Source organism: Paenibacillus sp. FSL R7-277, assembly GCF_000517965.1.
GTDB lineage: Bacteria > Bacillota > Bacilli > Paenibacillales > Paenibacillaceae > Paenibacillus_AQ > Paenibacillus_AQ silagei.
Map to the genome: position 1 here is coordinate 1 of NZ_ASPX01000109.1, position 5,148 is coordinate 5,148.

General features: G+C 54.3%; 1 protein-coding gene, 1 pseudogene and 1 riboswitch. The gene and the pseudogene both read left to right on the forward strand.

Going from position 1 to position 5,148, the window contains the following annotated elements; genetic code table 11:
- Positions 1–691, forward strand: a pseudogene (locus tag C173_RS34545) (hypothetical protein); the annotation flags it as partial.
- A 1,258-nt stretch (positions 692–1,949) separates the two neighbouring features.
- Positions 1,950–2,142, forward strand: a riboswitch (cobalamin riboswitch).
- Positions 2,143–2,356: 214 nt separating this feature from the next.
- A complete protein-coding gene (locus tag C173_RS33130) occupies positions 2,357–4,528 on the forward strand; it encodes an S-layer homology domain-containing protein (RefSeq protein ID WP_051478515.1) in 2,172 nt (723 codons plus the stop codon).
- Positions 4,529–5,148: the final 620 nt, after the last annotated feature.

Genomic DNA, 5,148 nt, shown 5'->3' on the forward strand with positions numbered 1-5,148 from the left:
CGCCGTTAAGCTGTTGTTCAGCTTCACTGATGCCGCGGAATGCTCCGCCTTCAAGCCGGAGCAGATCGGTGTGGAGTCCGCCAGCGGCGTTACGGACTACGAGGTTAAGGCAACGGTTAGCAGTTGCCAGGTTGCAGCAGGAGCCGGAGTAGACGGCGGTGCGAGCGGTGAGGCAGGTGCCGGAGTAGACGGCGGTGCGAGCGGTGAGGCAGGCGCCGGAGTGGACGGCGATGCGAGCGGTAAGGAAGGTGCCGGAGTGGACGGCGGTGCGAAGGGTAAGGCAGGAGCCGGAGTAGACGGCGATGCGAGCGGTAAGGAAGGTGCCGGAGTGGACGGCGGTGCGAAGGGCGAGACAGGAGCCGGAGTAGACGGCGATGCGAGCGGTAAGGAAGGTGCCGGAGTGGACGGCGATGCGAAGGGCGAGACAGGAGCCGGAGTAGACAGCGGCGCGGATAGTGGAGCTGCCGCCTCTCCAGCGGCGGCGGGGACTCCTCCGTCACGCGTATACGAGGTGACGGTGGAGCTTTCAGCAGGCGCGAAGCTGGCGGCAGGTGATATGATCACCGCCGGAAGATACTCGCTGAAGCTGGCGGCAGATCCGGGCAGCGCCCCGGAGGCCACAGCTACAGCCGCGCCTAGTGCGGAGCCATCCGCTTCCGCAAGCCCGGAAGCGGACACGAACGCGGAATAACACAGCGGCAACAAGCAGGCTGCGTAAGCTTTTAACTAACGCGATCGGATAATGCAATCGACTGACGCAATTGATTGCCGCTACCGGCCAACGCAATCGATTGACGCTATCAAACAACGCAATCGACTAACGCTACCGACTGATTCTATCAACCAACGCAATCGACTAACGCTATCGACTGATGCTATCGACCAACGCTACTGACTCACTCAACCGACTGACGTTCTGAGTAGCACTATTAACTAACGCTAACGAGTAACGCTCCTTAGTCATTCAGCCGACTCACACAACTAACTGACGGTTTTGAGTCGATACCAAGTGATGGTACGGAGTAGCATTGCTTACAGTGATAGGTGTACTCTATACAACTAAAAACAGTGAAAAGGAAGACGCTCCTCTCGTAACTGTATTCCATACAACTAAATTTGCCCGAATGGGCGAAAAGCCGGGTACAGAAGCATTTTAGGTGCATGAAATACAGCTAAAAGTACATTTGGCGGTAAATCAGACGATTTAGTTGTACAGATTGCATTTAAGCATAACGTTTGCACCTAGAATAGCACCTTAGTTAGTCGGGGTACGGCAGCCCCCCAGCAAGCTAGGGGATTAAATGAATGCTGATTAGTTAGAACCTGATGATCGACTAGCGGTAGCTGATCTGCTGTGGGCGCATACAGCGCGGCATGGTGGACTGGTCAGAGCCTGGTGCATACTACTTTATGTAGTACAATGATTTGCGCTCCGGCAGGCTGATACGAGCATAAAGTAATTAGTTAAGTGTGCTAGTGTCCGAATGAAGCTGCTCGATTGCACTTTGTACACTAGAATGAGGCATATCGAGCCTTATATGGTGTTCTGTTGTATTCGGTACATTAGATTTTGGGGATTTGGCCCGGCGGAAGGTTATTTGCCACAATCGATTGTATGAAATGCAGCAGAATGCGTTATCGGCCGCTTTTACACGAATTCTAATGTACATAATACAATCGCCTGCTGCCGCTGTCTCCGCTAGTACCGCCAACGTCTTAATTAACAGCAGAAGAGTCACTCCATAGTCCTGAATAGTACGATGTGCCGGGGGAGCGGGCATGTGCTGTTCAGGATTTTTTGCTGCAGAATGGGCGGAACTCGAGTGGATGGAATAGAAATAGCTTGTCTATAGACATACAGGGGAATAGTCGATATGATGGTTTGAGAATATTAAAATTTAATAAGCTTGAGGAAAAGGTGCAGATTGCCTTAGAGGCCGTGCGCTGTCGCTAGCAGATGCTGGCAAGGCTATGTCTAATAGAGGAATCTGCTTAAAAGGGAAGCCCGGTGCAAGTCCGGCGCGGTCCCGCCACTGTAAATACGGAGCAACTCCTGAGGAGCCACTGTCTGCTAAGCGGATGGGAAGGCGGGGGAAGCGGTGAAGTATGAGCCAGGAGACCTGCCTTTTTCGTTGTTGTTTCTATTCTTCGGGGGTAAGAATGTGGAAGCAGATGCTGATATTGGCGAGGGCTGTATATGCTGTATTGTATGTAATGTGGGAGAGCAATCGGCTCCTTCAGCTGCCCTGTATTGTATTCTTCCCCGGCCGCCCTGCACAGGGCGGTCTTTAGGTTGCCGCTCTATCTGCTTAAGGAAGCAGGATTCATCCATTCTATTTCAGGAAAGAGGTTAGTTATGAAGAACCATTCTCTATCATCCAGGTTCACTCGGCTGGGACTTGCTGTCATTATGCTGTTGGCACTGCTGGGAGCAGCTGTAACCCCGGCAGGACAAGCTGCTGCTGCACAGGCAGGCGGGACTTCCGCACCCGCGGTATCCGCTCTGCCCGCAAGTGAGGCGGCCAGCGTAACCGCTGCAGTCTATGCTACTGCGGAGTTCATGCTGAAGAACGGAGTCCAGTCGGACTGGCAGGCGATTGGCCTTGCGCAAGCAGGCTACAAGGTTCCTGCCAGCTATCTGAAGGCGCTTGAAGGCAAAGTGAGTGAGGCTAAGGGTGTTTTTGCCAGAGCTACGGACTATGCCCGGATCACGCTTGCCGTTAAGGCACTGGGCGGCGACCCGGCGAATGTGGCAGGCTATAACCTGATTGAGAAGCTCTACAATCACGATGCAATTACCGGCCAGACGCTGAATAATCCGGTCTATGCACTGCTGGCTCTGGATTCCGGCAGCTATACGATCCCGGCAAATGCAAAATGGACACAATCTAAGCTGCTGGCAGAGATTCTGGCCAAACAGAACCCGGACGGCGGCTTCACCCTGACCACGGGTGCGAGTGATCCGGATATGACAGCGATGGTGCTGAACGCACTGGCTGGACACAAGCAGGAAGCGGCAGTGAATGCTGCCGGTCAGCGGGCGGCAGCCTGGCTGGCTAAGGCACAGGATAAGAACGGAGGATATGGCGACAGCAGCGAGAGTGTAGCTCAAGCCATTATCGGTCTGTCTGCCTTCGGCATTGATCCGGCGGGAGCAGAGTATACCAAAGGCCAAATCAATCTGGTCAGCAAGCTGCTGAGCTTCAGCGCAGCAGATGGCGGATTCGTCCACACTGCGGGCGGCAGCTCCAATCCGCTCTCAACGGAGCAGGCACTGGAGGCTTTGGTAGCGTACAAGCTGTTTGGAACAGGCGGTAAGCTCTTTGATTTTAGCGGCACACCAGTGAAGAATCCTCAGGTAAGTGTCTCGGTTACAGTTGAAGGTCCGAATGGAACATTGGCTGAGGGCAGCGTGTACGCCGGAAATGTGCTTACGGCACTGGATAAGACAGCAGCAGCCAAGCGCCTGGCTCTGGTCAATGAAGCAGGCAATTATGTGACGGGGATCGGCGGCGTGATTGCGGGTACTTTTGGCGGATATGATGGCTGGATGTATGTAGTCGCACGCGGCGGAGCATGGATCTATCCAAGTGTAGGGATGGGCGACTTCGCGCTGGAGGAGAATGACCGCGTTGTGATCTATTATGGCGGGGACAACACGCAGGTGGTTGATGCCGTAACCGTGACTCCCGCACAGCCGCAGCCTGGACAAGATCTGAAGGTGCAGGTAACCCAGAAGCAATGGGTCTGGAATGAGGCGACCTTCACCTCCGATCCGGTAACCTCACCGGCAGCAGGCGTACAGGTAACCATCGGCGGCAAAACAGCAGTTACAGATGCTGCGGGCGTAGCTGTTGTTGCCGGAGGACTGCCAGCAAATAAATATACCCTGACGGTTACGGGATATCTGAAGGATAAAACCCCGGCCATCGTGCGTCATACGGTCCCGGTAACGGTGGCTTCTGCGGCGGCGGACCGTCCGGCTTTTGGCGATGTGAAGTCGATCTCGCCTTGGGCGCTGGAGTCGGTATACACGGCGTATGACCGCAAGCTGATGAATGGTGTGAGTGAGGACAGCCTGCTGTTTGCACCGAAAAAGAATATTACCCGTGCTGAATTTGCAGCGCTGCTGCTGCGGTTAACCGGCAACGAGCCGTCTGCGGCGTCTTCTGCTGGGGCGTTCAGTGATGTTAAGGCCGGTACATGGTATTATGGAACAGTGAACCGGGCGAAGGAGCTAGGAATTATCAGCGGCGTAAGCGCCAAAACGTTCAAACCGGACGGGCTGGTTACGCGCCAGGATATGGCTGTGATGATGGTTAGAGCTTTTAAGCTGGATGCTACATCAGCCGGAGCAGGAGCAGGGGCTGGTAAATTCAGCGATGAAGATAAGATTAGCGACTATGCATTGTCCGCTGTCCGTACGGTGACGGGACTTGGATATATGAGCGGCACCGGCGGCGCATTCGAGCCTACTGCTGTGGTAACCCGTGAGATGGCTGCTGCTGTAGCGGTTAGATTGCCATAGTTGAGTAAGAGTAGGGGATGGTATAGTTTAGTTGAAATTTCCATTCCGCTGCAGGATGGGTGCTGTACGCTGGGGCGGACAATAAGTGGATAAATGACATCTAATCTGGCAGGATTTGCTGCAAAGCGGGAGTTAGTTGGAAAAACAACACTTATTCACGCCCGAAGCTCCCGTATGATGGGTTGTGGGCAGAATTAGATGCCTGAAATCCAACTAATTTCTATACAGGTGCGTAACCAGAATAATTAAGTGTAGAAAATCCAACTACCGCCCCCGTGCCGATGAGTAGTTGAGGCGTATAGGGTTATTGAAGCGTTGCAAGTTCATTAGACAGGCGATTTTGCTTGGAATTAGTTCGGATATGTCTTGAAAAGTAAGCATAAGGTGTATGAAGGAACGGGGAACAGGCTGACTGGCCCCCGTTCTTTTCCCTTTTTGTGGAGGTGTGCAGGTAATGTTCTATCTAGTCAAAAGAGGCCGGGGAAGGCTGGCTCCGCTGCTTCTCCTGCTGATGGTATTGCTGCTCCCCGGCTGCTCCTCTGGGCAGCCGGATCAGGCAGGCGGCGGCCCGCAGCCGCCCGCCGGGACCCCGGCCGCGCAGACGCCGCGGCCTGGAGACG

Coding starts and splice junctions, on each gene's coding strand:
- C173_RS33130 (WP_051478515.1), top strand. CDS start 2,357: ATGAAGAACCATTCTCTATCATCCAGGTTCACTCGGCTGGGACTTGCT.